This window comes from Mesorhizobium sp. P2_H9, from assembly GCF_056403215.1.
Genome location: NZ_JBFUFX010000002.1, coordinates 446,580 through 473,003 on the forward strand (window position 1 = coordinate 446,580; position 26,424 = coordinate 473,003).

At 62.8% G+C, this 26,424-nt stretch carries 29 protein-coding genes and 1 pseudogene; 12 read left to right on the forward strand and 18 right to left on the reverse strand.

Annotated features, from left to right (window positions below; translation table 11 throughout):
• The first annotated feature begins 72 nt into the window (after positions 1–72).
• Positions 73–471, forward strand: a complete 399-nt coding sequence (locus AC1DXN_RS05225) for a Kazal-type serine protease inhibitor family protein (protein WP_477272733.1) — start codon at positions 73–75, stop codon at positions 469–471.
• 19 nt (positions 472–490) lie between these two features.
• On the opposite strand, the gene AC1DXN_RS05230 is transcribed toward AC1DXN_RS05225, so the two are convergent.
• From AC1DXN_RS05230 to AC1DXN_RS05245, 4 genes are all read right to left on the reverse strand, one after another.
• A complete protein-coding gene (locus tag AC1DXN_RS05230; RefSeq protein WP_477272732.1) occupies positions 491–715 on the reverse strand; it encodes a hypothetical protein in 225 nt (74 codons plus the stop codon).
• Between the two features lie 96 nt (positions 716–811).
• The gene (locus tag AC1DXN_RS05235) at positions 812–946 is read right to left on the reverse strand and encodes a hypothetical protein (protein ID WP_477245443.1); all 135 of its coding nucleotides are present in this window, start codon (positions 944–946) and stop codon (positions 812–814) included.
• Between the two features lie 101 nt (positions 947–1,047).
• Complete coding sequence (locus tag AC1DXN_RS05240; RefSeq protein ID WP_477272730.1) at positions 1,048–1,296, reverse strand: hypothetical protein; 249 nt, start codon at positions 1,294–1,296, stop codon at positions 1,048–1,050.
• Complete coding sequence (locus AC1DXN_RS05245; RefSeq protein WP_477245440.1) at positions 1,293–1,559, reverse strand: hypothetical protein; 267 nt, start codon at positions 1,557–1,559, stop codon at positions 1,293–1,295. The genes AC1DXN_RS05240 and AC1DXN_RS05245 overlap by 4 nt, the downstream gene beginning before the upstream one ends.
• A gap of 365 nt (positions 1,560–1,924) precedes the next feature.
• Here AC1DXN_RS05245 and AC1DXN_RS05250 point away from each other — a divergent pair, with 365 nt between their 5' ends.
• Together AC1DXN_RS05250 and AC1DXN_RS05255 are read left to right on the forward strand one after the other, a co-directional pair.
• Positions 1,925–2,107, forward strand: a complete 183-nt coding sequence (locus AC1DXN_RS05250) for a hypothetical protein (protein ID WP_477272729.1) — start codon at positions 1,925–1,927, stop codon at positions 2,105–2,107.
• 153 nt (positions 2,108–2,260) lie between these two features.
• Complete coding sequence (locus tag AC1DXN_RS05255) at positions 2,261–3,895, forward strand: tetratricopeptide repeat-containing sulfotransferase family protein (RefSeq protein ID WP_477272727.1); 1,635 nt, start codon at positions 2,261–2,263, stop codon at positions 3,893–3,895.
• Between the two features lie 4 nt (positions 3,896–3,899).
• Here AC1DXN_RS05255 and AC1DXN_RS05260 read toward each other — a convergent pair whose 3' ends face one another.
• The 3 genes from AC1DXN_RS05260 to AC1DXN_RS05270 all read right to left on the reverse strand — a co-directional run bounded on the left by AC1DXN_RS05260 (position 3,900) and on the right by AC1DXN_RS05270 (position 5,530).
• Positions 3,900–4,487: a dihydrofolate reductase family protein gene (locus AC1DXN_RS05260; protein WP_477272725.1), complete on the reverse strand. Its 588-nt coding sequence runs from the start codon at positions 4,485–4,487 to the stop codon at positions 3,900–3,902.
• Between the two features lie 70 nt (positions 4,488–4,557).
• Positions 4,558–4,911, reverse strand: a complete 354-nt coding sequence (locus tag AC1DXN_RS05265; RefSeq protein ID WP_477272723.1) for a DUF1428 domain-containing protein — start codon at positions 4,909–4,911, stop codon at positions 4,558–4,560.
• A gap of 190 nt (positions 4,912–5,101) precedes the next feature.
• The gene (locus tag AC1DXN_RS05270) at positions 5,102–5,530 is read right to left on the reverse strand and encodes a VOC family protein (RefSeq protein ID WP_477272721.1); all 429 of its coding nucleotides are present in this window, start codon (positions 5,528–5,530) and stop codon (positions 5,102–5,104) included.
• Positions 5,531–5,741: 211 nt separating this feature from the next.
• On the opposite strand from AC1DXN_RS05270, the pseudogene AC1DXN_RS05275 reads away from it, so the two are divergent.
• Positions 5,742–6,355, forward strand: a pseudogene (locus AC1DXN_RS05275) (glutathione S-transferase family protein).
• A gap of 49 nt (positions 6,356–6,404) precedes the next feature.
• Here the strand turns inward: AC1DXN_RS05275 and AC1DXN_RS05280 are convergent.
• The 5 genes from AC1DXN_RS05280 to AC1DXN_RS05300 all read right to left on the reverse strand — a co-directional run bounded on the left by AC1DXN_RS05280 (position 6,405) and on the right by AC1DXN_RS05300 (position 13,995).
• Positions 6,405–6,578, reverse strand: a complete 174-nt coding sequence (locus AC1DXN_RS05280; protein WP_477272719.1) for a hypothetical protein — start codon at positions 6,576–6,578, stop codon at positions 6,405–6,407.
• A gap of 153 nt (positions 6,579–6,731) precedes the next feature.
• Positions 6,732–8,258: an ABC-F family ATP-binding cassette domain-containing protein gene (locus AC1DXN_RS05285; protein ID WP_477272718.1), complete on the reverse strand. Its 1,527-nt coding sequence runs from the start codon at positions 8,256–8,258 to the stop codon at positions 6,732–6,734.
• A gap of 253 nt (positions 8,259–8,511) precedes the next feature.
• Positions 8,512–9,417 (reverse strand): DMT family transporter, encoded by a 906-nt coding sequence (locus AC1DXN_RS05290; RefSeq protein ID WP_477272716.1) that lies wholly within the window; start codon positions 9,415–9,417, stop codon positions 8,512–8,514.
• A gap of 190 nt (positions 9,418–9,607) precedes the next feature.
• The gene (gene uvrB, locus AC1DXN_RS05295; RefSeq protein ID WP_477421482.1) at positions 9,608–12,619 is read right to left on the reverse strand and encodes an excinuclease ABC subunit UvrB; all 3,012 of its coding nucleotides are present in this window, start codon (positions 12,617–12,619) and stop codon (positions 9,608–9,610) included.
• 122 nt (positions 12,620–12,741) lie between these two features.
• On the reverse strand, positions 12,742–13,995 hold the full coding sequence (locus tag AC1DXN_RS05300) for a hypothetical protein (RefSeq protein ID WP_477272712.1): 1,254 nt from the start codon (positions 13,993–13,995) through the stop codon (positions 12,742–12,744).
• A 161-nt stretch (positions 13,996–14,156) separates the two neighbouring features.
• Here AC1DXN_RS05300 and AC1DXN_RS05305 point away from each other — a divergent pair, with 161 nt between their 5' ends.
• The 5 genes from AC1DXN_RS05305 (at position 14,157) to AC1DXN_RS05325 (ending at position 17,827) form a co-directional block, all read left to right on the forward strand.
• Positions 14,157–15,197, forward strand: a complete 1,041-nt coding sequence (locus AC1DXN_RS05305) for a CapA family protein (protein WP_477272710.1) — start codon at positions 14,157–14,159, stop codon at positions 15,195–15,197.
• Positions 15,198–15,349: 152 nt separating this feature from the next.
• Positions 15,350–16,318 (forward strand): hypothetical protein, encoded by a 969-nt coding sequence (locus AC1DXN_RS05310; protein ID WP_477245411.1) that lies wholly within the window; start codon positions 15,350–15,352, stop codon positions 16,316–16,318.
• Positions 16,319–16,658: 340 nt separating this feature from the next.
• Complete coding sequence (locus AC1DXN_RS05315; RefSeq protein WP_477272708.1) at positions 16,659–16,901, forward strand: DUF1344 domain-containing protein; 243 nt, start codon at positions 16,659–16,661, stop codon at positions 16,899–16,901.
• A 128-nt stretch (positions 16,902–17,029) separates the two neighbouring features.
• On the forward strand, positions 17,030–17,182 hold the full coding sequence (locus AC1DXN_RS05320; protein ID WP_477272706.1) for a hypothetical protein: 153 nt from the start codon (positions 17,030–17,032) through the stop codon (positions 17,180–17,182).
• Positions 17,183–17,200: 18 nt separating this feature from the next.
• Positions 17,201–17,827 carry a hypothetical protein gene (locus AC1DXN_RS05325; RefSeq protein WP_477272704.1) on the forward strand — a complete coding sequence of 209 codons (627 nt, stop codon included), beginning with the start codon at positions 17,201–17,203 and terminating at the stop codon, positions 17,825–17,827.
• A 20-nt stretch (positions 17,828–17,847) separates the two neighbouring features.
• Here AC1DXN_RS05325 and AC1DXN_RS05330 read toward each other — a convergent pair whose 3' ends face one another.
• The 3 genes from AC1DXN_RS05330 to AC1DXN_RS05340 form a co-directional block, all read right to left on the reverse strand.
• Positions 17,848–18,369 carry a hypothetical protein gene (locus AC1DXN_RS05330; RefSeq protein WP_477245405.1) on the reverse strand — a complete coding sequence of 174 codons (522 nt, stop codon included), beginning with the start codon at positions 18,367–18,369 and terminating at the stop codon, positions 17,848–17,850.
• Positions 18,370–18,505: 136 nt separating this feature from the next.
• Positions 18,506–19,636, reverse strand: coding sequence for a hypothetical protein (locus tag AC1DXN_RS05335; protein ID WP_477272702.1), 1,131 nt, complete (start codon positions 19,634–19,636; stop codon positions 18,506–18,508).
• Positions 19,637–19,641: 5 nt separating this feature from the next.
• Positions 19,642–19,842: a hypothetical protein gene (locus AC1DXN_RS05340; RefSeq protein WP_477272700.1), complete on the reverse strand. Its 201-nt coding sequence runs from the start codon at positions 19,840–19,842 to the stop codon at positions 19,642–19,644.
• 713 nt (positions 19,843–20,555) lie between these two features.
• On the opposite strand from AC1DXN_RS05340, the gene AC1DXN_RS05345 reads away from it, so the two are divergent.
• Entirely contained in the window at positions 20,556–21,494 is a 939-nt protein-coding gene (locus tag AC1DXN_RS05345) for a diacylglycerol/lipid kinase family protein (protein ID WP_477272698.1), read from the forward strand.
• Between the two features lie 92 nt (positions 21,495–21,586).
• On the opposite strand, the gene AC1DXN_RS05350 is transcribed toward AC1DXN_RS05345, so the two are convergent.
• Genes AC1DXN_RS05350 through AC1DXN_RS05360 form a run of 3 tightly spaced genes read right to left on the reverse strand, consistent with a single transcriptional unit; the run spans position 21,587 to position 25,331 of the window.
• A complete protein-coding gene (locus AC1DXN_RS05350; RefSeq protein WP_477272697.1) occupies positions 21,587–22,510 on the reverse strand; it encodes an NAD(P)-dependent oxidoreductase in 924 nt (307 codons plus the stop codon).
• The gene (locus AC1DXN_RS05355) at positions 22,507–23,718 is read right to left on the reverse strand and encodes a mandelate racemase/muconate lactonizing enzyme family protein (RefSeq protein ID WP_477272695.1); all 1,212 of its coding nucleotides are present in this window, start codon (positions 23,716–23,718) and stop codon (positions 22,507–22,509) included. The genes AC1DXN_RS05350 and AC1DXN_RS05355 overlap by 4 nt, the downstream gene beginning before the upstream one ends.
• On the reverse strand, positions 23,715–25,331 hold the full coding sequence (locus AC1DXN_RS05360; RefSeq protein WP_477272693.1) for a GMC family oxidoreductase: 1,617 nt from the start codon (positions 25,329–25,331) through the stop codon (positions 23,715–23,717). The genes AC1DXN_RS05355 and AC1DXN_RS05360 overlap by 4 nt, the downstream gene beginning before the upstream one ends.
• A gap of 214 nt (positions 25,332–25,545) precedes the next feature.
• Between AC1DXN_RS05360 and AC1DXN_RS05365 the strand changes: the two genes are divergently transcribed.
• Together AC1DXN_RS05365 and AC1DXN_RS05370 are read left to right on the forward strand one after the other, a co-directional pair.
• Positions 25,546–25,941: an acyl-CoA thioesterase gene (locus AC1DXN_RS05365; protein ID WP_477245391.1), complete on the forward strand. Its 396-nt coding sequence runs from the start codon at positions 25,546–25,548 to the stop codon at positions 25,939–25,941.
• A 146-nt stretch (positions 25,942–26,087) separates the two neighbouring features.
• A complete protein-coding gene (locus tag AC1DXN_RS05370) occupies positions 26,088–26,402 on the forward strand; it encodes a hypothetical protein (RefSeq protein ID WP_477272691.1) in 315 nt (104 codons plus the stop codon).
• Positions 26,403–26,424 lie beyond the last annotated feature (22 nt).

A 26,424-nucleotide genomic window follows, 5' to 3' on the forward strand; every position in this document is an offset into this window, starting at 1 on the left:
TTTGCGACCGGAATGAAGAGGATTGGCTGGCGTGTTTAGCGCCGGGACGGGGGGCTCGAGGGAGACATATTCATGAGATTTCTTGCGGCAATCTTCTCGCGACAGGGCTTTGCCATCCTGTTCGTGTCGGCAATTCTTGGCGCCTGTACGGTGGTGGTCGATGAGGGACCAGGGCCGCGCCCGCCAAGGCCGGAGCCGCAATTCTGCCCCAAGCACTATGAGCCTGTCTGCGCCCGGCGGGGCGGCGACCGCCAGACCTTTGCCAATGCCTGCCTTGCCGAGCGGGCCGGATATCGCATTCTGCGCGACGGCGAGTGCCGCGACGGTGGTGGTGACGGCGAGGAGCAGACATTCTGCACCCGCGAATATGCTCCGGTCTGTGCCCGCCGCCATGGCGAACTGCGCACTTTCCCGAACGAATGCGAGGCACGTGCCGCCGACTACAACGTCGTCGACGACGGTCCCTGCTGAGGAGTGAGCGGGGCGCGTCTCACACCTCTACGGGATACGCCCCATCAGCCGGCCCGGCGTAAAGCTCGCTGCCATCCTCGTCGGAAATGCGCAGGCGGTCGGGGATCTGCGGCATGGCCAGTGTGTGGAACAACGCGCTCGCGCCTTGCAAGGCGGCGCGCAAATTGGGCGCCTCCAGCGACACCTTGTCGAGCATCGCCTCGTCCGCATCGCGCGACCGATAGAACTCGATGACGAAGTTCAAGCGCGCCTCCGTGTTGGACAGGCATCCTGCATCGCGTTAGATATGCAGCGGCGCCTCTCGCCTTCGAGGCACCGGCGAGCGGTCCGTTTGCTTCCGCTACTTGGACTTCGGCTTCAGTCCGGTTTCCGCCTGCTTGACCGCCGAGCCGAAGGGCGAGGCCGGTTTTGCCGCCACCTTGTCCTTCTTGGGCTTGCGTGTCTCGCGATTGCTGCGCTGTTGACCCTTGGCCATTCTCTGGTCCCTCGTTGTGTGTCTGTTGAGGTGCGGACGAGAGCCTGATCCATTCGGGTGGATCGGGATGGGGCTCTGTCTTGTTATTCAAGCGCGATGGTCTAGACCGCCGGATTGTCGGCCGCTTCGAGATTGTCTTCCGTGGTGACCCGCTCGTGGGTCTCCTGCTCGCTGCGGATGCGGTATTGCGGCGAGCCGTCCTTGACCGGCATCATGCTCTTGATCTGGAACAATTCCGCGGTCTTCTGCACCAGGCCGGTGCGGCTTTTCATGCGCACTGTCTGGCCGATCGCGAAAAGATGCGCGGGCGTGTCGGTGCGTGGGCGTGCATTCTGCTGGAAACGGATCATGCGGCGTTCTCCCGGTCTTGCCGAAGCGCTGTTTCGAGTTCGGCGTGGTCGATGGCGATGAGCTGGCTGGTCGGGCTTTTCACCGTCCTTGCCGGCAGATGGATGAAGGTGGCGACACGGCGCCAGGCAAGCCACGACATGCCGTCGATCAGCTCTTCGTCGTGGTCGATGTCATAGTCGCCGGCCGGCAATTTTCCTTCCAGCCCGCCGAGCACGAAAGGTGCTGCGAAGTGGGCGATGGAATGGGTGGTGCGGCCGGACATTCTGGTGCCTCGATGTTCTATCAATCCGCGCGAGCGGTTTCTTGAAAGAGAGAAATGGTCGCGAGGTGTCGCGCGCCCTGTATCGGCAATCTGGGTATCGGCGATCTTGAATGAGGTTGACGGGTCGAGACTCTGACGCCGCGAGATGCCAAGCCTGACCCAAAATTGACCTCAAATCTTTATTCCGGAATCCCGGATAAATCAAGAAGATTCCTGTAAATCCCTGATCTTATCGCAAAAATCGTCCCCTATAACTATCTGTAGAATGCTGATAGGGTGCGGACGCATTCTCAAAAATTGTTTGATATTTCGCCGGAACATTTGTCCCGGCATTTGTATTTTATTTAGGCGTAGGAGGAGAAAACATGATTTCTGTAAAAACCCCGGACGGCTCCACCGTGACAATCAAGCCGATCGTCAAGCCGATCAAAGTCATCTCGGCGCGGCTGACGATCAGAAGCGACGAGGCAGCAAGGCGGATGATCGCCGACACCGACGGCACGCTGCGCCGCGCGCGCCAGCTTGCCGAAAGCAACCGCCTGATTTGACAGGGGCGGATCCCGTCTTGATCCGCTCTTGAATCTGCGTCTGCCATGGCTTAGGTCCGGCAAGCGGACAAACACGGTAGGTTTCCCATCACCAGAGATCCAAAACAACGGGCAGGCGCAGGCGGACAGCCGCCGCTAGGGCTAGACCAGCGCGTGCAGCAGGCGTTGCATCTGCATCAGGCCGGCCGCCGGCAAGAGGCCGAGATGCTGTACCGGCAGGTGCTGGCGCAAAAGGCCAATCACCCTGCGGCTGCGCATTTCCTCGGGCTGCTGCTGCACCAGACCGGGCGCAGCGCCGATGGGCTGGCGTTGCTCGAACAGTCGGTGCGTTTGCTGCCGAACAATCCGGATTTTCTCAACAATCTCGGCACGGTGATGCGCGATCTCGGCCGCGTTGCCGCGGCCGTGGATTTCTTCCGCGGTGCAGTGAACCTCAAGCCAGATCAGCTCGCGGCGCGCGACAATCTCGGTTCGGCGCTGAAACAGCTCGGCCAGTTCGAGGATGCCGAAGCCATCTATCGCGGCACGGTCGGACGCAATCCCTTCCATGTGCGTGCACGCATCGGGCTAGCCGAAACGCTGCAGGAAGCAGGGCGTCTGGATGAGGCGTTGGCAACCTTCCGCGAGGCGCTGACGATCCGGCCGAAGGATGCCGACCTGTTGCACGGCTTAGGCGTCGGGCTGATGGAAAAGGGCAAGCTCGACGAGGCGGCCGATCTCTTCCGGCAGGCGCTGGCGGTCGATCCCGGCATGGCGAGAGCCTGGCTGATGCTGACGCAGGTCAAGCCGCAAAAGGAGCGCGACGTGGAACTGACCGGCATGGAGGCACAGCATGCCAAGGCGGCGGCCGACAGCCTGGCGCGCATGCAGCTGTCCTTCGGTCTCGGCAAGGCCAATGACGATTTGAAGGACTATGGCCGCGCCTTCGATTATTTCGCCGAGGGCAATGCGATCCGGCGCAAAGGCATCGACTACGATGCGGGCAGGACGCGCGCCGAATTCGAGGCGATGAAGGCGACCTTCAACGCCGGCTTCTTCGAAAAGCACAGACCGAGCACGATCAGCGACGACACGCCGATCTTTATTGTCGGCATGCCGCGCTCCGGCACTACGCTGATCGAGCAGATCATCGCCAGCCATCCCAAGGTCTATGGCGCGGGCGAGCTCTCGATCCTGAAGACGGCGGTGGGAAAACAGTTTCCGCTGACCATGAAGGGCGGCTTCCCCCAGGGCATAGCCGACATGCCCGACAAGGCCTTCTTCGAGGCAGGTCAGGCCTATCTCGACATGCTGCACGCCCGCTATCCCGGCTTCCGGCATGTCACCGACAAGATGCCGGGCAATTTCCTTTTGGTCGGCTTCATCCATCTGATGCTGCCGAAGGCAAAGATCATCCATTGCGCGCGCGATGCGGCGGCGACATGCCTGTCGATCTACAAGGTGCATTTCCGCGGCGACAGCCATCGCTACGGCTACGACCTTGGCGAGCTCGCCGATTTCCACAATCTCTACACCGACATCATGGCGCATTGGCGCGCCGTGCTGCCCGGCGTCGTGCACGATGTGCGCTACGAGGATTTCGTCGCCGACCAGGAAGGGCAGACGCGGGCGCTGATCGCCCATCTCGGCCTGCCCTGGGATGACGCCGCGCTGTCGTTCCACGAGACCGACCGTCCCGTGCGCACGGCCTCGGCCGCGCAAGTGCGCCAGCCGATGTACCAGGGCTCGGTCGATCTGTGGAAGCGCTATGGCGACCGGCTCAAGCCGTTGCTCGACAGGCTGGACTGAACAATCAGGCCAATGCCTTGAGCTGATCGGCTTGCGCCTTCTGCTCGTAGCACAGAAAGACGTTGCCATTGCCAAAGGTCTGCGATCGGCTCAGCTTTATGTCGAGCCGTTTGCCGATGCCTTCGAACATCGTCCTGCCGGCGCCGAGCACGACCGGAACGATGACGAATTGGTATTCGTCGATCAGACCTTCCTCGGCCAATTGGGCGATGAGATTGCCGCTTCCCAGGATGGTTATGTGATTGCCCGGCTGCTGCTTCAGTTCCCGGAGCTTCGCGGCTGGTCCGCTTTTGACCAACTCGGTGTTGTTCCAACTGGCTGCGTCGAGCGTGCGGGAAAACACGACCTTCGGCATGGTGTTCATTCGATCGGCGACCACCGGCGCGATCTGTGCGGCCAGCGGCGTTGGCCAGAACTGGATCATCAGGTCATAGGTGACGCGGCCTAGCACCAGCATGCCGCCGCCTTTGGCATTGTTGGCGACGAAGGCGTTCCATTCCGGGTCCTGGCTGTGCGCCCAATCCATGGCGCCGTGCCCGTCGGTAAAATAGCCATCGAGCGATATGCTGTTGAAAACGATCAGCTTGCGCATAAGTCGGTCCTATTTTTTCGAGAAATCGAGTCGAGTTTCGCGTTCTGCCGTTGGCATCGGAACGCCCGGTCTACAGTTCCATGAACGGCTGGAAGCCGCCGAAGATCATGCGCTTCATATCGAAGGGCATAGGCCCCCAATCGGGCGTCAAACGCGGGTCGGCCATGACCTTGGGCATCACCGTGTCGCGACTTTCCCTCGATTCATAGACCACCCAGGAAAAGACGACGATCTCGTCGTCTTTTGCCTGCACGGCACGCGGAAACGAGGTCACCTCGCCATAGGGCACGTCGTCGCCGATGCATTCGACATAGGCGAGTGCGCCGTGTTCCATCCATATGGGGCCGGTGAGGTTGGCCAGCCTTTTGTAGTCATCGAGATTCGCCTTGGGCACGGCGAGTACAAAACCATCGACATAGGACATGAGGTTCTCCTGGGTTAGCGGCGCTCTTCCTTCTCCCCTTGTGGGAGAAGGTGGATCGGCGCGCAGCGCCGAGACGGATGAGGGGTGTCCCAGCTTGGCGCCAAGTTACCCCTCACCCGGATTGCCAGCCGAATTGCCAAGAGCAATCCGGGGCAATCCGACCTCTCCCACAGGGGGAGAGGTAAAAGCCTCAGGCTTTCTTGGCTGGTGCGTTCATGGCCCACTCGACACCGAAGGGGTCGCGCATGTTGCCCCACTGGTCTCCCCAGAACATGACCTGGAGCGGCACGGCGACTTCGCAGCCGGCCTCGACGGCGCGCTTCCACCAGGCTTCGATCTCGTCGCTGCCGAGGTGGAGCTGCATGGTGTAGCCCTGCGGCTTGACGGCGGGCATCCCGTTTTCGGGGTAGAAATCGGAGAGCATCAGCGTCGAGCCGTTGATGTGAAGGTGGATGTGCATGGTGCGGCCCTGGTCATCCGGCGGGTAGAAGAACACCTGCTCGGCGCCAAAAGCCTTCTTATAGAACTCGGCAGCCTTGAAGGCGCCGTCCAGTTGCAGATAGGGGGTCAATCCACCGAGAACTTTCGCGGCCGGCTGAACGGGGGTCTGGTCGGTCATGTCTTGCTCCTCTTTGCGTTGGGTCCGGGCGTGTGATCTGGCCTTGCGGACCATAGGACGAACGAGGTGACGGCATTCCTACATGGCCGCCGCGATTTTTTTGCGTGAAATGAACTTGCGTCGGGGGCCGCCAATCAGAGCGCAAATCTCGGAGCTCGCAGGCTAGAAAAGGGGGCTCCGCGCCGCTTCCTCAAGCCCCCTTGGGACGACCATGATCCTTTACTACCAGACCCACTCGCCCTTCGCGCGCAAGGCACTCGTCTTCGCGCATGAGGTCGGTATTGCCGATCGGCTCGAGGTCATTCATCACGAGACCAGCCCGACCTCGCGCAATGCGCGCATCTATGCCGAAAACCCGCTTGGAAAGGTGCCGGTGCTGTTGCGGCCAGACGCGTCGCCGCTCTTCGATTCCGATGTCATCTGCGCCTATTTCGACACGCTGCATGACGGCCGCAAGCTGCTGCCGCAAGACGGAGAGGCGCGCTGGCAAGCATTGCGGCTGCAAGCATTCGCTCAAGGGTTGGCGCAGACGGGCATAGCTTTGCGTTGGGAGACGGAAAGGCGGCCCGAACAGTTGCGTTATGCTGCTCTTGCCCAGGGATACCGGGACAAGATCGAGGCGAGCTATGACTGGATCGAGAGCACGCTGGATGATGAGGCCCCGCTCCATGTCGGCCATATAGCGCTCGCCACCACACTGTCCTGGATGGCATTCCGCCAGCTTCCGTCGTTTCGCGAGCGGGCAGGCTGAGGCGCTGGTTCGAGGCTTTCGAAAGGCGCGGATCGATGCAGGCGACGCCGCTGTCGGGCGACACGCACGATTGAGCAATGGTCGCCCCGTGGCGGCCTACATCGATATTGTCCGACCGCATGGTCAGGGCGCCCTGCGGATCCGCGGGCCGTTTTGCGCGTCGATGACGATTTCCGGCCAGCCGATATCCTTGCGCAGTTCGATCGGCAGGGACAGCAGCTCGCGCTCGCTGCGATGGCGGGCGCGGTTCTGTGCGTAGCGGGTGGCGACGCGGCCTATGGATGACAGAATGGACATGATGCTTTCTCCTCAGATGAAGCCGGCATCATCGTGTCGGCATCCCAAGGACGCGGTACGTTCAGGCGATCCGACAGAGCGCCGGAAGTATTTTACGAGACATGCGAAAACATGGGCCGCAACGCCATGCGGCCCATGCATTCCGGTAGTTCCTCAACCCGCCACTTCGGCCACCGAGCGGAAGAAATCCTCGGGGTCCTCGACCTCGATCAGCTTCCGCTTCTCGATCAGCCAGAAGCGGTTGCCGATCACCCTGATGAAGGAACGGTCGTGCGAAGCGAGCAGACAGCTTGCCTGATGCGCCAGCAGTTCCCCCTCCAGCGCTTCCTGGCCGTCGATATCGAGATGGTTGGTCGGCTCGTCGAGCAAATAGAAGTTGGGGTTGGCGAGCCTGAGCGCCAGCATCATCAACCGCGCCTTCTGCCCGCCCGACAGCACGGCGATCTTTTTCTCCTGCATCTCGATGACCACGCCGGCGCCGGCAAGCAGCGAGCGGGCGCGCTGCTCGCCGACATCGTAGCGGCGTGAGACCATCGCCAGCGGCGTGTCGTCGCTGCTGATGCCGGCCAGCGCCTGGTCGCTGTAGCCGAGCGCCGTCGACGGCGTCACCTTCACGTTCGGCACCGTTTCCGGCTCGGCGATGGCGTTGCGGATCAAGGTGACGAAGCGCGACTTGCCGACGCCGTTGCGGCCGAGCAGGACTATACGGTCGCCCTGGCAGATATGACGCTTGCCGGTCCGAAACAGCAGGGTTCCGTCAGGTGTTTCGACCGCCGCATCGTCGAGCGTGATCAGCACCTTGGCATGGGTGCCGCGATTGACCAGCCTGATCGCGCCCGCCGATTTCTCGCGGTGTGCCGGTGCCGCTGATACTTCGAGGCGCTCTGCCCGCTGGTTGAGGTGCTTGGTCTTGACCACCAAAAGATCGCTGCCCGAATTGATGCCGATGTTGTTGAGCTTGGCGGCCTGCCGGCGCAATTGCTGCGCCACCTTCATGTCGCGCTCGAACTTGCGCGCCATCGAGGCGTCGACTTCGTCCAGCGCCTGCCTCGCTCTGGAATAGGGCAGCGCAAACACCGGCGATTGTTCCGGGCGCAGGAACAGCGTCCTGTTGGTGACGGCGTCGAGGAATGCACGGTCGTGGCTTGCGATGACCACCGGCACCTCGCGAGGCAACGCGTTCAGCCAGGTTTCCAGCTGGCCGATCTTGGCGAGGTCGAGATGGTTGGTCGGCTCATCGAGCAGCAGCACATCCGGATCGGTGACCCAGACACGCGCGATCAGCGCCAGCCTTTGCCAGCCACCGCTCAAGGCCCGCATCGTCCGTTCGCGCATCGGCTCCGGCACATCGAGCGAATCCAGCACCACGTCGACGCGCCACAGCTCGCTTTCGGCCTGCTCCGCCGGCAAGGCATCGGCGACAATGTGATGAAAGCTGTGGTCGAGGAGAGCTGGCGGAACCGACTGCTCGACATGACCGACGCGCAGGCCGCGGGTGCGGGTGATGTCGCCGGAGGTCGGCTCGATCACGCCGGTCAGGCATTTGAGCAGAGTGGATTTGCCGCGACCGTTGGCGGCAACGATGCCGAGCCGGTCGCCGGCGCCGATGGTGAGGTCGAGATTGGAGAACAGCGGCGCACTCATGGTGACGCCGAGGGATTTGAGGCTGATCAGGGCCATTTTGATTTCTCTGGTCTGTCCGGAGGAAAGGTCCGGTTCAATGCACTTTGACGGTGCGCAGGCTGGCCATCAGGCTCGGCGTTGCGGCACCACGAAGGGCAGACCAAATAATCGAAGCGGGAAAAACCCGTGATGACCCTGGTCAGCCCTGCAAGCAAGCTCGCAGGGCAGAAATCGGGCCACGCTGACGATGGTGACGAGAAAAATCAAACACGTGAGCCCTCCTTTCAAGACGTTCGAGTGTGCGGAGCGATTACACCAAAGGCTGGGCGGATGGCAAGGGGACCGCTTTCGCCCGGCGCGGGAACGGATCCAGCACCAGCAAGCAACCGCAGATGATCGCCACCGCGCCGAAGCCCTGGATGATGGTCAGCGACTCGCCGAGCATGACCGTGCCGACCAGCACCGCGATCACGGTCACGGCGAACTCGACGCTGATCGCCCTGGTGGCGCCGATGCTGGAAACCAGCCGGAAATAGACGACGTAGGTCATTGCGCTCATCACGCAGGCGAGAATGGCGAGATAGAGGAAGTCCACGACGCGCGGCATTGCCGGTACCGGCACGGCGAGCAGCAGCGGCAGCGTCATCAACCCGCCAAACAGGAAGGCGGCACTGGTGACTTCCAGCGAGCCAACCGAGCGCAAATGACGGTTGGCGTAGTTGCTGCCGAATGCCGCCGAGAAGGAACTGAGCAGCGAGGCGGCGCAGCCGAGTGCGAAGGATGTCGTCATTGGCACCGAGGGAAAGCCGACGAGCACCATGATGCCGGCGGCCCCGAGCAGCAGGCCGGCCAGCCCGCGCACGGTGATGCGCTCCAGCCCCCAAAGCTGGGAAAGGATCATCGAGAACAGCGGGATCGCCGCGACGAGAATGGCCGCCATCGCCGTGCCGATGCGCGGGGTGGCATAGGACAGACCGATCAGCTGTGCCGCAACCGTCGTTGCGCCGACCATGGCGAATGGCCGCCAGCCGGCGCTGAAATCGAGCTTGCGCCTGGTCGCACCCGCCAGCAGCAGCAGCGTGACGCCGGCGATCAGCGACCGCAAGGTGACCGCGCCGATCCAGCCAAAGGCATGCACCACCTTGAGCAGGACCAGGAATGACAACCCCCAGGTGATGGCCAGGAAGATGTAGGAGGCGACGTCTCTGGGTTTCATGGTTGGGGGGTCAGTGGGAGGGCTTGCTGCGCGGAGGGGATCGCAACCGGCCGTATCGGTTCCGCCGGCGGCTGGCAAGGGTGGGCTCATGGTCCAGCGGGGCTGCTCATGCGTTGCAAAGCCGGGACTATCAATGCGCCGACGGTGGAGCGCTTCCCTTCTCCTCTTGTGGGAGAAGGAAAAGCAGGCGCTACCGTCCCGGCCTGCCCGTCTTGCCCGGCCGGCGCTTTTCGCGGCGAGCATCTGCCGGATCTTCATAAGAGCCGATGCCGGCGCGTTCGCGCTTGACCGGCTTGTCGCCTTCGATCGGCGTTTCGGTCCGCCGCACGGTCATCTCGTCGAGAGAATTCTTCTTGAACAGCGGCTTGGTGGTGTCACCCGGAATGCCGAAGTCGGAGCCATGCGCCTCTTCGGCTGATTGTTTCTTGAACAGCACGCGCGACACCGCACCGGCCGGTGTCGGCATGTCGGTGCCTGGCCCCATGGCGTCGAGATCTGGCTTGCGGAAGAGGTTGGGCCGGGCAGCCTTGGCCGCCGCTTCGGCGGCTTGTGCCGCGTCGAGCTTGCGGAAACGCTCCTGTTCCTCTGATGTACGATGCTTGGCCACGCCCTTGTTGTGCTTGCCCTTCTCGCGGCCCGAGACTGGGCTTTCCATGTCGGCATATTTGGCGAGCGGGTCCTCGGAGATGGACAGCTCCATCTCGCGCAGCCGCTTGATCTCGTCGCGAATGCGGGCGGCTTTCTCGAAATCGAGATTGGTGGCGGCCTCGCGCATCTGCTTGTCCATGGCGTCGAGATGGGCCTTCAGATTGTTGCCCATCATGGCGCCGGCGCTGTCGGTGAACTGCGAGATATCGGCGCGGACGTGGTCCTTCTCGTAGACCGAATCGAGAATGTCGGAGATGCGCGACTTGACCGATTCCGGCGTGATGCCGTTGGCCTCGTTCCACTCCATCTGCTTCTCGCGGCGGCGACCGGTCTCGGCCATCGCCCGCTCCATCGAGCCGGTGATCTGGTCGGCATAGAGGATGACCTTGCCGTCGACATTGCGAGCGGCGCGGCCGATGGTCTGGATCAGCGACGTCTCCGAGCGCAAAAAGCCTTCCTTGTCGGCGTCGAGAATGGCGACGAAGCCGCATTCGGGAATGTCGAGACCCTCGCGCAACAGGTTGATGCCGACCAGCACGTCGAAAGCGCCGAGGCGCAAATCCCTAAGGATTTCGATGCGCTCCAGCGTGTCGATGTCGGAGTGCATGTAGCGGACGCGGATGCCTTGCTCGTGCAGATATTCGGTCAGGTCTTCGGCCATGCGCTTGGTCAGCACCGTCACCAGCGTGCGGTAACCGGCCTTGGTGGTATCGCGGATTTCGCCAACGACATCGTCGACCTGGCTCTTGGCCGGACGCACCTCGACCGGTGGGTCGATCAGGCCGGTCGGGCGGATGACCTGCTCGGCGAAGACGCCGCCGGACTGTTCCATTTCCCAGCCGCCGGGCGTCGCTGAAACCGCCACCGAGAGCGGCCGCATAGCGTCCCATTCCTCGAAGCGCAGCGGCCGGTTGTCCATGCACGACGGCAGACGGAAGCCGTATTCGGCCAGCGTCGCCTTGCGCCTGAAGTCGCCGCGATACATGCCACCGATCTGCGGCACGGTGACGTGGCTTTCGTCGATGAAGACCAGCGCATTGTCGGGGATGTATTCAAACAAGGTCGGCGGCGGATCACCGGGCTGGCGGCCGGTGAGATAGCGCGAATAGTTCTCGATGCCGGCGCAGGAGCCGGTGGCTTCCAGCATTTCCAGATCGAAGCGTGTGCGCTGCTCCAGCCGCTGCGCCTCCAGCAGGCGGCCGGCGCGCTCAAGCTCCACCAGCCGGTGCTTGAGCTCTTCCTTGATCGACTTGATGGCCTGGTTCAGGGTCGGACGCGGCGTCACATAGTGCGAGTTGGCGTAGATCTTGACGCTCTTCAGCTCGCCGGTCTTCTGGCCGGTCAGCGGATCGAATTCGGTGATCTGCTCGATCTCGTCGCCGAACATCGAAATGCGCCAGGCGCGATCCTCAAGGTGGGCCGGAAAGATCTCGATCGTGTCGCCGCGCACGCGAAACGAGCCGCGGACGAAGTTGATGTCCTGCCGCTTGTATTGCTGGGCGACGAGATCGGCGAGCAAGGCGCGCTGGTCGAGCCGGTCGCCGATCTGCATCTGGAAGGTCATCGCCGTGTAGGTCTCGACCGAGCCGATACCGTAGATGCAAGACACCGAGGCGACGATAATGACGTCGTCGCGCTCGAGCAGCGAGCGCGTCGCGGAATGGCGCATGCGGTCGATCTGCTCGTTGATCGAGGATTCCTTCTCGATGAAGGTATCGGTGCGCGGGACGTAGGCTTCCGGCTGGTAGTAATCGTAGTAGGAGACGAAATACTCSACSGCRTTKTYSGGGAAGAAKYTCTTGAACTCGSAATAGAGCTGSGCCGCCAGCGTCTTGTTGGGCGCCAGGATSAGGGCAGGGCGCTGCGTCTCCTCGATCACCTTGGCCATGGTGAATGTTTTGCCCGAGCCGGTAACGCCGAGCAGCACCTGGGTGCGGTCATTGTCGTTGACGCCCTCGACCAGATCCTTGATCGCCGTCGGCTGGTCGCCGGCCGGCTCGAAATCCGACACCATTTTGATGGCGATGCCGCCTTCAGATTTTTCCGGACGGGCAGGGCGGTGCGGTGTCCAAAGCACGCCGTCCTTGTGCAAGGGATTGCCGGATTCGATCAGCGCCGACAGCGCGGCGACCGTGGCGGTGACGCCGCCGGAGGCCATGGTCTCGGCGTCCTCCAGCGAAATGTCGAGGCCGGCGACTGGATTGAGGCCAGCCGCGGTTCGCTCCCGAGCCGAGGCCGCGCCGCCCATCGAAGTGCCGCGCGCCGAGCGGCCGGGCGCGGCGGAGCGTTCAGGGATCTTTTTTGCGGCCTTCGGCGACTTGCTGGAGGCGCGCCCTTCCTTCTCGGCTTCCTGTTCGATCTGCTCGGCCCAATCGGCGATCGAGCCGGTCAGCGGCGCACCGCTGAATTCGGCTTGCGGCGCCTCGGCAAAGCCGCCCTTGTGCAGGGGCTGAGAGGCATCGAGGAAATCGGTCAGCGGGCTGCGCCGCTTGGGTGGCGAAGCGCTGTTGTCGCCCGCCGGCGGCGGCGTCTTTTTATCGGGAGATTTGGCCATGTTCCGAATATGGGCAGAGTCAGCCAAAATGGAAAGAGCCGAGTGGCGAGCCGCTCGGGACGAAACCAGGCTGCTGACACAAGGGTGTCAGGAGCCGTGTCGCCTGGAACCGCTCTCTCCCCTCAATTGAACCACAGCGCAAACGTCAGAAACCCGCTGCCGCCGAACTGGCGCTGGATCTGGTTGAATTCCTCGCTGGTCAGGATCTTTCCGCTTTCGAGATAGGGGGCGACGGCCGGGCCGGTGATCGACAGCACCAGATCGAAGGTTTTCGGTTCGTCGAAGAACCGCTTCATGTTGATGCCTTTGCCGGTGATGCGGAAATGCGGCAGCAAGGTGCGGCCTTCGAGCAGATCCTCGGCCATGGTCAAGGTGGCGAGCCAGGCCTGGACCTGCTCCTCGCCGACTTCGAGGCCGGTGAGCCGGTTGGTGCCTTTCTGCTGCGGGCCGGGCAGCCATTCGCGGTCATTGTCGGTCTCGGCGCGGATCGATTTCCAGTCTTCGCGCGACAGCCGGATCATTTCCAGCAGATGACGCCGCGCTGCTTGACGGCGCTCCGGCTCGACCACCGGCCAGTTGATGAGATGCACAAGAGAGATGAAATCGGCGAGGCGCCATTCCGAGGTGAGGATACCGCCGCCCATGCCGCCGTCCGGCGGGACGAGAATGTCCTGCAGCGGCAGTTTTGCGCGCGGAAACAGCATGTGAAACGAGCCGTCGAACATGTTCCTGAAGTCATGCGCCAGCCAAAAATCCGCCTGCGCCATCAGGAATTCGGCATAGCCCTGCAGCCAGAAACCGTCGGCGCGGTCGAAGCGGAAGATGAGCGGGGTGGCGTCCGGCGCATCGCCGCTATTGTTGGACAGTGCCGCCATGATTGCGGCGAGACTTTCCTGCGGCGTGATGTTGCCATCCTCGTCGAGGTCGACGCCGACATGGGCGAGATCGATCTCCATGCCGATATCGGCATCGGCGGGCACTGAACCCAGCGTTGCCGCGGACTTTTCAAGCCGGTCGCGGAAGGCGACCAGGATGGCGCGAAACTGCTCGTAGGTCAGCGGCTCGGGATTGGGATTTTCCGGCACCGGCAGCCGCATCAGCGGTAGCATGAAGGATTGCGGGCTCTCGAAACCGTGGCGGTGCAGGCCACTGGCCAGGATCTCCAGTGCGGCGAAGAATTCGCCGGCGCCGGCGGCATAGGCCGATGCGGAATCGGTGGGGGCGGCGGCCTCCAACGCGGCCAGCGCGCTGTTCCGCTCTGCCACGGTTCTGGCCTCGAACAGAGCGTTTGCGGCATCTGGCGCCGCGGCGAAAGAGGAAGACAGCGGCAGCAGCAGAATGAACGCTGATGCCAGCAGGGTCGAAAGTCGCTTCATAATGATCCTCCGATGGCTGTTCCGCTGCAACCATACACGCATCTGCTGCGCTGCGCCTGCCGGTGCTGATGCGGTGCGGGCCTGTATTTCAATTGGCCAAGACTTCGACGCTTCAACGATCCCGGCAGACAGTCTACACAAGGCAAACGATTGGACATCGCGTGTCGAACTATCCGCTTTCCTATAAACTGTCGTGGCTGCCGCGCTTCCTGAAGCCTTCGCTCAGTGGCGATATCAATGGCTTTGCACCGGCGGCCGCAACCATGATCGAACCGCCGCCGGCGCGGACGGTGCGGCTGGCCTTCGTTGGCGATATCTCGGCGGTTGCCAATCGTGCCATGCCCGAATGCGACCCGGCGATCGCGGCGCTGCTTGGCACCGCCGACCTGGTGATCGGCAATTGCGAAAGTCCGGTCGTGGAGCGACCAAGGGTTGTCGCCGGCACGCGGCTTGGCACGCATCATGCGATGACAGAGCGATTTCTTGCAGACGCGCTGGCGGCTGTCGGCATCCCACGCAAGAAGCTCGTGTTGTCGCTGGCCAACAATCATGTGTTCGACCAGGGCGTGGCGGGCTTTGACGAGACGGTTGCGGCGCTGAAACGCCTCGGCATCCGCAGCATAGGTACCACTGCCAAAGGTCCGATCGCGCGGATTGCGGTCGGGCCGCTGACCATCGGCTTTGCCGCCTTCACCCTGTGGCGCAATGCCGACGCGGCTTTGTTTGCCGGCCGCGTGTCCATGCAAAGCGATCCGGCACTTTGGTCGCGCGATGCGGCCAAGGGCGCCGATCTGCTCTGCGCCGTGCCGCATTGGGATTGGGAGTTCCGGCATTTTCCGCGCGCGCAAACGCGGGCGCTGGCCAGGCATCTGGCCGGGCACGGCGTTGGACTGGTCGCCGGCCACCACGCCCATGTCGTGCAGCCGGTTGAGCGGCTCGGCAAGGCGCTTGTCGCCTATGGGCTTGGCGATTTTCTTGGCACCGCCTTTGCCCACCAGCCATGGCCCGGCCGCATCGGTTGCGTTTTCGTCGTCGACGTTAGTGCCGATCTCGGCAAGCGCGGCGCGATCGCCGCCTACGGGCTGCACCCTTTCATGCGGGTGCGCGCCGGCAATCATGAGCGGCTGGTGCCGGTGGCGGCGCTGCAGGGTCGGATGCGTGGCAGGGTCGAGGGTCGGTTGAAGACGATCTTTGGCGGCTGACGACTTTCCCGCGAAAGCGGCTATCATGGGCCACTAGAGCGTTTCACCGTTTCGCGGAAACGGCGATCCGCTCTATCTCTGTTTTTACGCGATTCCGGGCGGAAAACCGCTCACACTTTTCCTGGAATTGCTCAAAGGCTTGCGAGGGGGCGATGGAAACAGCAGATTTCATGCCGAGCGAAGCGGTGATCGCTGGCATCAGGAAAAATATCGAAGCTTATGAGGCCGGACGGGCGTCGGCCTACCGCCAGGTGCGCTGGCGGGTGCCGGTGTTTTTGGGGCCGCTGCTGGTCTTTGTCGTGCTGGTGGCCTGGCTGTTCAACAAGGTCGCCGACGCCAACGAGCAGTGGTTCTCGACACCGCATGTGTTCCTCTATGTCGGCTGCTTCTTCACAGCGCTGCTGCTCTATTTCCTGGCGATCACACCGGCGACGCGGCTGCAGCAATCGTTTCGCGACACGCTGCTTCCGATCATCTTCGGTTTCATCAGAGATATGCGCTATCAGCATGGCGTGACGCCGAATTCCTTCGACCGGCTGCCGCGCGCCGTGGTCGGCTCCTTCAACCGGCAGGCCTTCGACGACATCGTGTCCGGCCGCTACGAGGACTTTCCGTTCGAACTCTACGAGGCAGAGTTGCGCGTAGGGACGGCCAAAAGCTCGTCGACGGTATTCAAGGGCGTCATCGTTGCCTTCGAGACGATTGCGCCGTTCCCCGGCATATTGGTGGCGGCGCGGCGGGCCAATGCGGTCGTCGGTTTCTTCCGCAGCATATTCACAGCAAAGATGCAGGAATTGTCATCCGGCGACGCGGCGCTCGATGCTGCCTACGAATTTCGCACCGACAATATCGCGGCCGCCCAGCCGCTGGTGACCGGCCGGCTGGCGCAGGCGCTGAAATGGCTGCATGAAACATGGCCCGAGGACCAGGCACGGGTGGCGCTCAACGGCAGCGACGGTTTCCTGCTTTTGCCGCAGCCGAAGAATTTTTTCGAACTGCCCGCTATTTCCGTGCCGCTCGACTACACCAGCCACATCGCGCCGATGATCGCCGACATGGGCGCTATGCTGGCGACGGCGGCGCTGGTGCGCAAGATCGGCGCGAAAGACGACGCGGGCTAGCCGGATCAGGAAACAAAATGTGTCCTCGGCGATGTTATGAGAACCATTTCGTGATGCCGCCGGCCGCGAAATGCGGCAGGCGCGTGATGGTCACAAGACGGTTGTTTCGGGCGACTAACCGACTCTTTTCGTGGGAAAAGCGCTGTAGCAGGCGACCGCCCGATTGGCCGGATCAGCGGGACCGTCTGACAATGTGTCAGAATTAAGTAGCTGATTCTGTTTGCAAAATTCATTCAACGTGATTTGCGGCCGGTAGCTTTCCGTACCAGCTTCGGGGCGTTCGGTGGCTGCCGCTTCCACGAGGCAGCGGTCCCGGCAAACTGAAACGGAGTACCTACCGATGAAGAAAATCCTTGTGACCACCGCCGCCATGCTCGCCTTTGTTGGCGCCGCCTATGCCGCGACCGTTCAAGGCACCATCCAGGCGGTCGATCCGACAACCAAGTCGATCACGCTGGACGACGGCAAGATCTACCAGCTGCCGCCGGAAGCGGCGATCGAAAAACTGAAGATCGGCGCCAAGGTGGCGGTGACCGTCGACGACAAGACCGGGCTGGTCACGTCGATCGAAAAAGCTTCGTAGAGATATTGCCGGCAGCAGCCTGCTGTCGGAACCTTTTTCAACAATGCCCCCTGTCCCAGGAGTGGTCGGTCCCGTCCGGGGCCGGCCGCTTTCATGCCGATGTTGCCAGTCAGGGCCAGGCGACCAGGATGACGCTCATCAACCCCACCGGCTGCATTCTGCGGCTGGCGTCCTATCCGGAATTGCCGGCGTTCCTCGCCAGCAAACGGCAATTTGATCCGATGGCGCTGTTTTCCTCGACCTTCTGCCGTGCGATCAAAGCGCTAAGCGGCGTGGCATAGCAGACGGCAGGAGCGGCGATGCGAACGAGATCAGCGGCGATGGCACTGGCTGTTGTGGCGCTTTGCTGCGGCCCGGCAGGATCGGAAGACCTCAAGGCGTTCAAGCTGACAATCGACGGCGTCGCCGTCGATATCGATGCCGGCGAGAGCGTCGACGTCACCTTGCCGGATGGGAAGAAGGCCAGGGCGACGCTCCAGCGCAACGACTTCGCCACCTTTTCTGGTGACCATTTCTCCTTCGTCCATCCGAGCGACGTCCAGGTTACCAAGACCGATCTGGATGAGCACACCAGCCAGTATCTGATGGCGTCGGCGCTCGGAACGATCGTCATCCTGCAAGAATATTCGGCAATGAACCCGGTGGCGCTCAACCAGCTGATGCTGCAGGAGATGACTAAGGAATCGGTGCAAGCGGGCGCGACGCTCACCCAGGAGCCGACAACGCGCAAGCTTGCCGATGGCAGGGAACTGACCGGCATCCGTGCCACGGTCAAAACGCGAACCGAAAGCGCCGACTATGAGGTGCTCAGCTTCGGCGCGTCGGATCAGGGCGTCATCATGGTCACGCGCCTTGGCGAGGAAAACGCCAAGACCGAAGGGCCGCTGATCGACAGATTCTGGCAGAGCCTTGAAATTAAGCTTTAGAGCCTGTTGTCCAGTCGGGCTTACAGCCCGTCCGGCATCAGCCCCGTCAGCCAGTTCGCCGACCGCTTGGCGATGCCGACAGTCGCGGACGCGGCGCGGCCGAGGTCGGTCTTGACCACGGCGTAACCGTTTTTCGTGCGATAGAGCACGCCGGTTCCGCCATTGACCACTTGTTCATAGGCGACGGGCCGGGCAGCGGCCGCGTCCATGGCCGTCGTCGGCGAGCCGACGGGGACGCTCGGCCGATGGCTCAGTTCCGGCGGCAGCGGGCTTTCAACCCTGACGACCTTGCTGACAGGCTTCAACTCCGGGCGGGACGCGGTCGCGGCCAGTTGCGAGGAGGACGACGAGCCCTTCGTGCGGCAGATGCCGGAGACCAGCGGGTAGTTGAAATTTTTCTGGTGCAACATCTGGCTTTTCATCGCCGCCTGGCAGTCGGCGATGGTCGCCCATTTGGCCGGCGTTTCGCCGATATACTCGCAGAGCTTGGCGTCGCAGTCGCAGCCGACGATGGTCATGGCGACAAGGGCGGTCTTGATCACGGTCTTGTCCCTTCGAATTGCCCCACGGCAGCCTCTCCATCGCTGCGGAACAAGGCGGGATTTTGGCCACGATCAAGGAATGAGCGCGGCGAAGCGCGACATGACGCCCAAGGGTGCCAGCTGTGACCGAAAAACCTCAGTAATCGTAGACGTGTTCGAGCTTGGCGCCGGCCTTGATCAGCGCCGGCAGCACCAGATGCAGCTTGCGCACGGCAACGGTCAGGCCGGTGCGGTGCATCTCCGGTTGGGCCGGAAGCGGGTAGCTGAACAAGATGCGGGCACCCTCCGGCGGGGCGACCTCGCTGGCGGATAGAACGCTGATCATGATCTCGTCATTGCCGCCGATTTCGACGAAGGAAACGCCCTTGTCGATCAGCCGCGGGATCATCTCGGTGAACACCTGGTAGCGTTTGGTGACGAAGATCGTGCCGTCAGCGCCGAAATCGCGCTCGAGCAAGGTGTCGGCCTCATCGTGCGTTGCTTCGCCGACCGGCCCTTTGGCCCAGACATGGATGTCGCGCAGGGCCGGGCCAGAGGTGGCGGCGAGTGCCTTGGTGATCAGGTCGGCGCAGGCTTGCTTGATCGTGTCGGCGAGGCCGAAGGCGAGCTTGCGTTCGCTGGTGCGTACGCCGCTGTCGCCCGGCGCCGGCTGCACGGCAAACAGTCCGGCACGCTTGTCGGCATAGGGAAACTGGTACCATGGCACCTGATCGAGAAAGCTCGCATATTCGCCCGCCACCTTGGCCTGGTAGATGTCGGCGGCGGTACGCTTGCCGGCGGTTGCCTCGGTGATGCGGCCGACCGTGTTCTCATAGGCCCATTGCAGGGCATGCTCGATCGTGTGGCTGGTGCCGATGACGACCAGCATCTGGTGTTTGTCGAAGTTGAATTTGTCGCTCGCGCTGGCCCGGATCATCATCGCGTAGTCCTGCCAGAAGCGGCCGACATAGGCGAAGTAGGGGAAGCCGCTCGGCTGGTTCTTGTCGACGAAGCCGGCATAGTCGCGGGCGGCGTAGACGATCGACCGTTCGGGGTAGGTGAGGTAGGTCGATTCCTCCGGCCGCTGGTAGCCGGGAAGCTCGGCCCGGACCTTGTCGGCCAGCGCCTTCGGCGGCGCGCCATCGGCAATGCCCGCCAGAGGTGCGGTGTCCAGCGACGGCGTGGTCAGGAAGCCGTAGCTCAACCCGACGATCGGGATGAGGATAACAATGACGATCAGCCAGAGGATCGTCTTGATGATGCGCTTCAGCCAGCGGAACAGGAACATTCCGGTCAGGCCGTGGCGAAGTGGTCGATGCCGGCGTCGAGGCAGCCCGAACCGGTGATCAGGCCGAGCAAACCGTCGAACAGACAGACCGAGCCGAGCTTGAAATAGAAAACCGCCTGGCGATGGGAGATGAAAGCCGCCGCCTCCGCCCAGACGCCGGAGAAGGCGTACAGCAGGTCATCGGCACGCTTCTGGATCAACGTCATGAAGTATCCCCTTCAAGCGACGCGACGATAGTAGCCGATTCTGCCGCAGGGTGAAGCGGCACCACGACAGGTTGCGGGGGGATGGCCAGAAAGACAGTCGGCGCCGGGATTTCTCCCAGCGCCTCCCTGTCAGATCAGGACACGGTCGCGGCAGCAACTTCCGTAAAGTCATCGCGCCTTGCCGGCCTTGATTTTGACGGTCCTGCCAGTCACCACCCGAGGGCAGTGCCCGTTCCAGACCACGCCGATCTCCACCCTTGCGAGCTTCGCCCAGCGCGCCATCGAAGGTTTTTGCCGTCCTTCATGGCAGCATCGGTCCGCCGTTGGCGTTCGCACGCTTTCCGCGGCCCCGTAGGTCTCGGCATCCGTCCCTCCAACAGGCAAGCCTGCTCTCGTTCCGGGCCGTACGGGCCTCAGGAAATCCGCCTTTTCGCTTTGCCTTTCGGCGTGGCGATCGGTAGCCGCCTGAGATGGGTTCAAGGTACGCCGGGGAAGTGGTTTGCGATACTGCTGCGAGCCTGTGGATAGCGGGATTATCGGGGACTACGTTCGGCAGCGAAGGGATTTTTTCGGCCGCACCCAACCGACAGGCGGGTCCAGTCATTTGTGGTATGCTCGGGACATTCGACCTTGCTCTGCAGTCCGGCGCGGTCTTCAATGCCGGCAAAGGATTCGAGGCGCAAGCGTCTTCGATCTCCCTGGGGAGGGTGTGCTTGAAGGTCGGGGTCATTCTCAATCCGATTGCCGGCGGCGGCCGGCTGAAACGGCATTGGCCGGAGGTCGCCGCTTCGCTGAAAAAGCACTTTGGCGATTTCGAACTGCGCGAGACGCAAGCCGAGGGCGATGCCGAACGGCTGGCGCTCGACCTGGCGGCAACCGGCTTCGACCTGGTGATCGCGGCGGGTGGCGATGGCACCGCCAGCGAAGTGGCCGATGGGCTGTTGCAGGCCTCCCAGGAAAGCGGCCTGACGACCGAGCTTGGCCTTTTGCCTTGCGGCACCGGCATCGACTTTGCCCGCGGGCTCGGCCTGCCGAAAGAGGTGGACGATACGCTGAAGCGGATCGCCGAGGCCAAGGCTCGCACGGTCGATGCCGGGCGCATCTGCTACATCGACGACCATGGCGCACTGGCCAGCCGCCACTTCATCAACATCGCCAGCCTGGGCCTCTCCGGCGCCACCGACCGCGCCGTCAACGCCGATAAGCGCAAGGGCAAGATGTCGGCCAAGGCGCTGTTCCTGTGGCGGACTGTGGTCGAGTTTATTCGCTACCGCTTTCAGGATGTCCGGATCACCGTCGACGACGGAACGCCGGTCGAAGCGCGCATGGCGCTGGTGGCGGTGGCCAACGGAAAATTCTTCGGCGGCGGCATGATGATCGCACCGGATGCCGAATTGGACGATGGCCAGTTCGACATCGTCATCTTGCGCGCGGCGGGCAAGCTGAAGTTGATCTGGGACATCCGCCTGCTCTATGGCGGCCGGCACCGCAACCATCCGGCGATCACCATTTTGCGTGGCAAGAAAGTGGTTGTCGAACCGCTCGGCGATGTGGAAAAGAACGGCGCCCTGGTCGATATAGATGGCGAGTCGCCGGGTCGTATTCCGGCGACCTTTGAGATACTGCCTGGGGCGCTGACGCTCAGATATTGAGTCAAGACGTTAAGAGGTTGATTCAGGCAGCTGCGGGCTTGATTCCGCCCGGCTGCCCAATTCGCTGAAATCGCTGGTAAAATTTAGCCGCCTCAGATTTCCAACTTGGCCGGAAAACCGGGTGCGCGCAGGTCGGTTCCAACTGCATCTTCGAGCAGCTTGACGATCTGGGTCGACCAAGCGCCGCCGCCATAGGCGGTCTTGCCGTGCTCAAAGATCGCGTTGACGCGTGATGCAAGGTCGAGCGGCACGCCGAATTTTTCGCCCATGCCGAGCGCAAAGCCGAGGTCCTTCAGCGCCAGGTCCATGGTGAAGCCGATGTCGTAGGAGCCGTTCAGCACCAGTTGGCTTTCGGTCTCGTGGACGAAGCTGTTGCCGGAGGACGCGACGATGGCGTGATAAGACTGGGCGAGGTCGAGCCCGCCTTGCTTGGCCAGCATCAGCGCCTCGCCGGCGGCGACGAGATGGATGAAGGCCAGCATGTTGGTGATGACCTTGATCACCGCCGCAGAGCCGACCGACCCCATCAGGAACGATTTTGCGCACATTGCCTCGATGGCCGGGCGATGGCGCGCATAGAGCGCTGCATCGCCGCCGACCAGCGCGGTGATCTTGCCGACGGCCGCCAGGTGCACGCCACCGGTGACCGGGCATTCTAGTGTCTCGATGCCGCTGGCCGAGGCGAGGGCTGCCAGCCGCAGGATTTCGTCGCGGCCGTTGGTCGACATCTCGATCCAGGTGCCGCCCTTGGGCAGACCTTCGAGCAACCCGTCCGGGCCGGCCAGCACCGCTTCGCTGATCTTGGGCGAGGGCAGGCACGTGATGGCGTTACCGGCACGGGCGGCGGCTTCGGCCGGACTTTTGGCAGCCGTAGCACCGAGCGCCACCAGGCGTTCGACGGCAGTGGGGTCGCGGTCATAGACGGTGACGGCAAAGCCATTGCGGATCAGGCTGGCGGCAAGGTTGGCGCCGAGATGGCCAAGACCGATGAAGGCGTAGTTTTCGCGCGTGCTCACGGCATCAACGGCGTCTGCATCATCTGCAAATGCAGTTCCTTGCCGGTGAAGGGATGCGCGTCGCAGACGGCTTCGTTGAGCTCGACGCCGAGGCCGGGTTCCCTCGACGGAATGACATTGCCGTCCTGCCATTCGATCTTTGTCTTCAGCAGCGTCGCGTGAAAACCGTCCCACTGCTTCAACGATTCTAGGATGAGGAAGTTGGGCAGCGTCACCGCCAGCTGGATGTTGGCCGCGCCGACGATCGGTCCGCAATAGCAATGCGGAGCGACCTGGATGTGGTAGGCCTCGGCCATGGCGGCGATCTTCTTGGTCTCGAGAATGCCGCCGGAGCGGCCGAGATCGGGCTGCAGGATGGTCGCGGCGCGGTTCTCGATAACGCGGGCAAACTCGAACTTGGTCGTCAGCCGTTCGCCGGTGGCGATCGGTATCGACGTGCCCCGCGCAACCTGCGCCATCACTTCGGGCATATCAGGCGGAACCGGCTCCTCGAACCACAGCGGGTCATAGGGCTCGATGGCGCGCGCCATGCGCAACGCGCCAGAGGCGGTGAACTGGCCGTGCGTGCCGAACAGGATGTCGGCGCGGGTGCCGACGGCTTCGCGGATCGCCTTGACCATACGGGTGGAGAGGTCGATGTCGACGAGGCGCGGCTGGTGGCCGTCGAACGCGGTGTAGGGGCCGGCCGGGTCGAGCTTAACCGCAGTAAAGCCCTGCTCGACGTATTCGAGCGCGCAGGCAGCGGCCAGATCGGGGTCGTTGTAGACGTTCTTGCCGTGCGCATCCTCGGAATGGACGCTCCCGGTGTGCGGATAGAGGTAGGTGTAGGAGCGCAGCGTCTCGTGCACCTGGCCGCCGAGCAGTTTGTAGACCGGCTTGTTGGCTTCCTTGCCGATAATGTCCCAGCAGGCCATTTCCAGTGCGGAAAAACAGCCCATGCCGGAAACATCGGGGCGCTGGGTGAAGCCGGAGGAATAGGCGCGGCGGAAGAAGTTCTCGATGTCGTGCGGGTCGCGTCCCAGGAGATAGCGCTCGGCCATGTCTTCGACCATCTTCGCTGTGACATGGGCGGAGAAAGTGGCGTTGTAGGCCTCACCATAGCCGACCACGCCGCCATCGGTGGTGAGCTTGACGAAGATGAAATACTTGCCGCCGATGCCGGGTGGCGGGTTGCCGACAACCCAGGTCTTGACGTCGGTGATCTTCATTTTTGATCCTCCAGGACCAGTTCGGCGCCCTTCCATCCGGTCAGGATGGAGGCGGCGTTGGTGTTACCCGTGATGTTGTCGGGAAAGATCGAGGCGTCAATGACACGCAGGCCTTCGAGACCGTGCACTTTCAAACGCGAGTCGACAACGGCGCGCGCGGGATCAGGTCCCATGCGGCAGGTCGAAACCGGGTGGTAGACGGTGCCCGAGCGTTTTCTGAAGTCCTGGATCAGATCGGCGTCGGACCTGATCGACGGGCCTGGCAGAACCTCTTCCTCGATGATCTCGGCCATCGCCGGCATCGAGGCGATCTTGCGCACGAATTTCACCGCCGCCAGCATCTCGTCGACATCGGCGTTGGTCGAATAGGCGTTGGCGACGATTTTGGGATAGTCGCGCGGGTTGCTGGAGCGGATCATGATCTCGCCACGGCTCGACGGCCGGCAGTTGGACAGGCCGATGGAAAAGCCCGGCCACGGATCGGGCGTCAGGATCGGGCGCTCGCCGCTTTTCGGAATGAGGGTCGAGAAGGCCTGGAAATAGAGCTGCATGTTCGGCCGCGTCGCCGCCGGATCGGTGCGGAAGAAGCCGCCGGCATGGTTCATCGACAGCGACAGCGGACCGGAACGGGTCAGGATGTATTGCATGCCGACCAACAGCTTGCCCCACCACGGGCGCAGGATCTGGTTGAGCGTCGGCAGCTTGCCCTTGAAGGTGTAGTTGATGCCGACATGGTCCTGCAGGTTAGCGCCGACATTCTCGTTGGCATGGACTAAGGGAATGCCGAGACTGCCAAGCAGCGCCTGGGGGCCAATGCCGGACAGCTGCAGCAACTGGGGCGAGTTGATCGAGCCGCCTGAAAGGATCACTTCACGGCCGGCGCGAGCGGTTTTCGTCTCGCCATTCTGCAGATACTCGATGCCAATGGCGCGCTTGCCCTGAAACAGAATTCTGGTCGCCCGTGCGTTCATCTCGACGCGGACGGTTTTTCGTTTCATCGCAGGATGCAGAAAAGCCCGCGCCGCCGACATGCGGCGGCCGTTCCTGGTGGTGATCTGGTAGACGCCGACACCCTCCTGCGCTGCGCCGTTGAAATCCGGGTTGAGCGGCAGCCCGGCCTGTTGGCCCGCTGCGAGATAACGGCTGGTCAGCGGATGGACTGACTTCGAGCAATCGGTGATGTGCAGTGGCCCGCCGACACCGCGCCATGCGTCGGCGCCGGCCTGATTGTCCTCCAGCGCCTTGAAGGCGGGCAGGAGGTCGTCAAAACCCCAGCCGGGATTGCCGGCGGCTGCCCAGGCATCGAAATCCTCGCGCGCGCCGCGGATCCAGACCATGGCGTTGATCGAGCTCGAACCGCCGAGCAATTTGCCGCGCGGCCAGTGGTCGACATTGCCGCCAAGGCCGGGATCCGGCTCGGTCTTGTAGTTCCAGTTGACCGCTGGATCGAAAAAAGTCTTGCCGTAGCCGAGCGGCATCTGCACGTAGAAGCGGCGGTCGGTGCCGCCGGCTTCCAGCACCAGCACCGAGAAACGGCCGGAAGCCGACAGTTTTTCCGCCAGAACCGAGCCGGCCGAGCCGGAGCCGACGACGATGAAATCAAAACTCTGCATGGTGGCTGCAAGCGGCTCCGGAATTTCAGGCTGCAGCCTAGACGCCGCAGGCTCCGAAAGTCGCCGTGCCATCCGGCATCGGCTGTGAAAAAAGCGACCGCTTCGGGGACGCGCTCTTCGCCTTAACCGGTACTTCCGGCATTTCGAGCGCGTTGACGCGTCGACGGCATGCCGATACGTGACTTGGAACTGTCGAACGCAAGGGGATTTCCGCATGGTGCAGTACGCTGAGGGACGGCCGATCGGCGATCTGACGCTGCGCACGCTGGCCATGCCTTCAGACGCCAATGCTGCGGGCGACATTTTCGGCGGCTGGGTGATGGCGCAGATGGACCTGGCCTGCGGCATCCGCGCCGCCGAGCGCGCCAAGGGCCGCGTGGTCACAGCGGCGGTGAAGGAAATGTCGTTCGCCAAGGCGATGAAGATCGGCGACACGCTGTGCATCTATACGCATGTCGAACGCGTCGGTCGCACCTCGATGACACTCAAGGTCGAAGCCTGGGCGCAACGCTATCTCTCCGATCTGATGGAGAAAGTGACCCATGCCGATTTCGTCATGGTGGCGCTCGACGGCGAGGGCAAGCCGAAGGCGGTTCCGGCCGAGAGCTGATCGGCTCGATCCTGTCAGCCTGATTAACAGCAAGGTCGCTGCCAGCGTCCCGCCGGGCGACGCGAACGGCGATGCTGTGTGATGCTTTTCATAGTTGCGTTCGCAAACTTCCGTGACCGTGCCCGTGCGGACCCGGGAGAAAGACAATGCGTCAACGATTGCTGAACGGCGCATTGGCCGGCGCGCTTGCAGCTCTGTTCTGCCTGCTCGCCGCCACTGCCTATACTGAGGTGAAACAGGACGGCGTCGAGGCCGGTTGCGCCTCCGAAAATCACACCCTCGATCGGCAGACGGCCAGGTGCGAAATCTGCGTGGTACCGCCATGCGGCAGCGGTGCGATGACCGCCAGCAATTGCGCTGGTGGGGCGACCTGCATCATCGACGGCAAGGTGGTCAGCCGGGATCCGAAATCGAAGCGGATCGAAAGCCGTCTGCGGACCGGACTGCAGATGCAGCCGTAGGATTGGCCTAAATCATGCTCCG

What these genes read in the sequence shown, in the direction of transcription:
- AC1DXN_RS05265 (WP_477272723.1), bottom strand. Translation starts at nt 4,911, where the DNA reads ATGTCCTATGTCGATGGTTTTGTACTCGCCGTGCCCAAGGCGAATCTC.
- AC1DXN_RS05240 (WP_477272730.1), bottom strand. Translation starts at nt 1,296, where the DNA reads ATGATCCGTTTCCAGCAGAATGCACGCCCACGCACCGACACGCCCGCG.
- AC1DXN_RS05315 (WP_477272708.1), top strand. Translation starts at nt 16,659, where the DNA reads ATGAAGAAAATCCTTGTGACCACCGCCGCCATGCTCGCCTTTGTTGGC.
- AC1DXN_RS05360 (WP_477272693.1), bottom strand. Translation starts at nt 25,331, where the DNA reads ATGCAGAGTTTTGATTTCATCGTCGTCGGCTCCGGCTCGGCCGGCTCG.
- AC1DXN_RS05310 (WP_477245411.1), top strand. Translation starts at nt 15,350, where the DNA reads ATGGAAACAGCAGATTTCATGCCGAGCGAAGCGGTGATCGCTGGCATC.
- AC1DXN_RS05340 (WP_477272700.1), bottom strand. Translation starts at nt 19,842, where the DNA reads ATGACGTTGATCCAGAAGCGTGCCGATGACCTGCTGTACGCCTTCTCC.
- AC1DXN_RS05225 (WP_477272733.1), top strand. Translation starts at nt 73, where the DNA reads ATGAGATTTCTTGCGGCAATCTTCTCGCGACAGGGCTTTGCCATCCTG.
- AC1DXN_RS05280 (WP_477272719.1), bottom strand. Translation starts at nt 6,578, where the DNA reads ATGTCCATTCTGTCATCCATAGGCCGCGTCGCCACCCGCTACGCACAG.
- AC1DXN_RS05260 (WP_477272725.1), bottom strand. Translation starts at nt 4,487, where the DNA reads ATGCGCAAGCTGATCGTTTTCAACAGCATATCGCTCGATGGCTATTTT.
- AC1DXN_RS05320 (WP_477272706.1), top strand. Translation starts at nt 17,030, where the DNA reads ATGACGCTCATCAACCCCACCGGCTGCATTCTGCGGCTGGCGTCCTAT.
- AC1DXN_RS05325 (WP_477272704.1), top strand. Translation starts at nt 17,201, where the DNA reads ATGCGAACGAGATCAGCGGCGATGGCACTGGCTGTTGTGGCGCTTTGC.
- AC1DXN_RS05335 (WP_477272702.1), bottom strand. Translation starts at nt 19,636, where the DNA reads ATGTTCCTGTTCCGCTGGCTGAAGCGCATCATCAAGACGATCCTCTGG.
- AC1DXN_RS05285 (WP_477272718.1), bottom strand. Translation starts at nt 8,258, where the DNA reads ATGGCCCTGATCAGCCTCAAATCCCTCGGCGTCACCATGAGTGCGCCG.
- AC1DXN_RS05235 (WP_477245443.1), bottom strand. Translation starts at nt 946, where the DNA reads ATGGCCAAGGGTCAACAGCGCAGCAATCGCGAGACACGCAAGCCCAAG.
- AC1DXN_RS05290 (WP_477272716.1), bottom strand. Translation starts at nt 9,417, where the DNA reads ATGAAACCCAGAGACGTCGCCTCCTACATCTTCCTGGCCATCACCTGG.
- AC1DXN_RS05355 (WP_477272695.1), bottom strand. Translation starts at nt 23,718, where the DNA reads ATGAAGATCACCGACGTCAAGACCTGGGTTGTCGGCAACCCGCCACCC.
- AC1DXN_RS05250 (WP_477272729.1), top strand. Translation starts at nt 1,925, where the DNA reads ATGATTTCTGTAAAAACCCCGGACGGCTCCACCGTGACAATCAAGCCG.
- AC1DXN_RS05365 (WP_477245391.1), top strand. Translation starts at nt 25,546, where the DNA reads ATGGTGCAGTACGCTGAGGGACGGCCGATCGGCGATCTGACGCTGCGC.
- AC1DXN_RS05300 (WP_477272712.1), bottom strand. Translation starts at nt 13,995, where the DNA reads ATGAAGCGACTTTCGACCCTGCTGGCATCAGCGTTCATTCTGCTGCTG.
- AC1DXN_RS05370 (WP_477272691.1), top strand. Translation starts at nt 26,088, where the DNA reads ATGCGTCAACGATTGCTGAACGGCGCATTGGCCGGCGCGCTTGCAGCT.
- AC1DXN_RS05245 (WP_477245440.1), bottom strand. Translation starts at nt 1,559, where the DNA reads ATGTCCGGCCGCACCACCCATTCCATCGCCCACTTCGCAGCACCTTTC.
- AC1DXN_RS05270 (WP_477272721.1), bottom strand. Translation starts at nt 5,530, where the DNA reads ATGACCGACCAGACCCCCGTTCAGCCGGCCGCGAAAGTTCTCGGTGGA.